This window comes from Mycobacterium sp. KBS0706 (assembly GCF_005938675.2).
GTDB lineage: Bacteria > Pseudomonadota > Alphaproteobacteria > DSM-16000 > Inquilinaceae > Inquilinus.
On the sequence record NZ_VCCH02000254.1, the window covers coordinates 1 to 1,925 of the forward strand.

At 62.0% G+C, this 1,925-nt stretch carries 2 protein-coding genes; one reads left to right on the forward strand and one right to left on the reverse strand.

The window, feature by feature from the left end; genetic code table 11:
- The first annotated feature begins 501 nt into the window (after positions 1–501).
- Complete coding sequence (locus FFK22_RS41615; RefSeq protein WP_138893664.1) at positions 502–1,629, forward strand: hypothetical protein; 1,128 nt, start codon at positions 502–504, stop codon at positions 1,627–1,629.
- A 46-nt stretch (positions 1,630–1,675) separates the two neighbouring features.
- Here FFK22_RS41615 and FFK22_RS43645 read toward each other — a convergent pair.
- A partial coding sequence (locus tag FFK22_RS43645; protein WP_186002978.1) for a hypothetical protein occupies positions 1,676–1,925 on the reverse strand: 250 nt, incomplete at its 5' end.

Genomic DNA, 1,925 nt, shown 5'->3' on the forward strand with positions numbered 1-1,925 from the left:
GGCATCCCGGCCGTTCCCGCCTCCCCTGCCTGACCCCATGCTTCGGCGGCCAGACGCCGACCGCGAAGCGAAACGCGTGACCCCGCGGGATCGACCGGCAAACCTTGGAGCAGCTTGACCTCTACAACCCCAACCAGAGAAGGTCTCTCCTGGCAGCAATTAGAGGCATTTTGCCAAAATAAGTAGTAAACGTCTGCGGTACACCGCGCATTGAGTCCCATATACATGGCTCCGTGAGCGCTCTTGCCGCTGCGGCGCGCATAATTTCTTGACGCTTCCGACCACAGAGGCAAAAACTCCTCTGCCGCAAGCGATCCTCTCGCTGCCCCACGATCCTGGTGGTCAAGAGGCATAGCAAGATCTGAGCCGACCGGGCACCTAGAGCCGCCCGACTTTGCCCCGAAAAGCGGCGCTGGGTAACAATGATGAAAGGAGAGGGGTCTGCGGTACGCATCAAATCTGTCGTCCTGGACGCTCGATCTTGACCACGACCCTATCCGGATGCCGCCTCGGGACCCGGTTCTACGGCACGCGGATTACGAAGATGACTTTGACTTCACGACCGTCTTTTGTGACGCATTCTGGGACGCGAAGCGGCAAGCAATTCACCTCGTCGGCCCGCCCCTGCTGAATCTGGAGGCCGAGCTCGACTTGCAGTTTCGGGCCGCGCCCAGCATGCAGGCGTGCGCGTTTGAGGTGCGTCACAAGTGGTGGACCGACGTGGTCACCGTCACGGTTCCGGTCGGAACCACCGGACTCATCATCGAGACGACGGTCGGGCACACCTACATGGCCCCTCAGCCGAATCTGAGCGATCTCTTCGCCGGCCGACGCTGTATTCTCACCGTGAACCAGGGCAATGATATTCCCTCGATTAGGGATTGGGTGCGCTACTATGCGCACGGCCACGGCTGCAACGGTGTCGTCCTCTATGACTGCAATTCGGACACCTCTGGGCTGAGAGAGATCGATAACGAGCTTCGGTCGATAGATCCCGCGATCGAAGTGCTGGTCGTCGGGTGGCCGTTCAGACCGGGTGTGTTGGATGGCCACCGGCCGCTGTCCCACGGCATCTGGGACTCGCTTTACGGTCAGGCCGCCCTGTTCGAGCAGGCACGGTTGCGCAACCTCGCCAAGGCGAGAAGCGTCGTGAGCACCGACATTGACGGGCTTGCGGTCACGCGTGACGGCCAAAGCCTGTTCGAAATCGTCGAGCAATCCAAAACGGGATTCCTCCGCTTCGGCGGCTGGCACGCCTACATGATCGACGCCACGCCGACCCAGCCGCGCCATAGACAAAACTACTACAAGAGGAGAGGCGATCTGGCGTCCTGTATGCAGAAGTGGGCGGTCGTGCCTGGCCGGGCGTCAGACAGTGTCCAATGGGCCTCCCACAACATCATCGGCATGGTGCAGGACGAGACCAGCTTCAAAGTTCGCTTACGCCAGTTGACGACCGAGGATGGTAGCTGGGATGTCGATTCGTCCTCCGCCATCGTCCAGAGCCCCGAGCAAATCGACGACACCCACGACAACTTCGAGCCTGATGAGGAGCTGCGGCTGACCCTCGCCCGGATTTTCGGCAGGCAAGAAGACAGGAGGGAAACGGAAGCACCTGCTCGGGCGTAGGAGTTGCCTGAGCTTGTGAAGGAAGCACCGCCGGCCGCGAGCACCGTCAGTCGAACGGGCGGAAGCCCTCACGGCCAAGTGCCAAGTCCCGGTCGTCGACCACTCCGTTGCCATCGACGTCCAGATTCGTCATCTCCCAGTCGCCGGTCGGTCCGGTGCCGGGCTTAATCTCCTGGATCTTGTCGGCGAGCTCCGCCTCGAGCGCAGCGATCAGCGCCGGATCCGCCGTCGGGTCGGCCTTGAGCGCGGCGAGGGCGGCCTTGTGCTTCAGGCCGGGGGCGCAGTGCAGCAGCAGC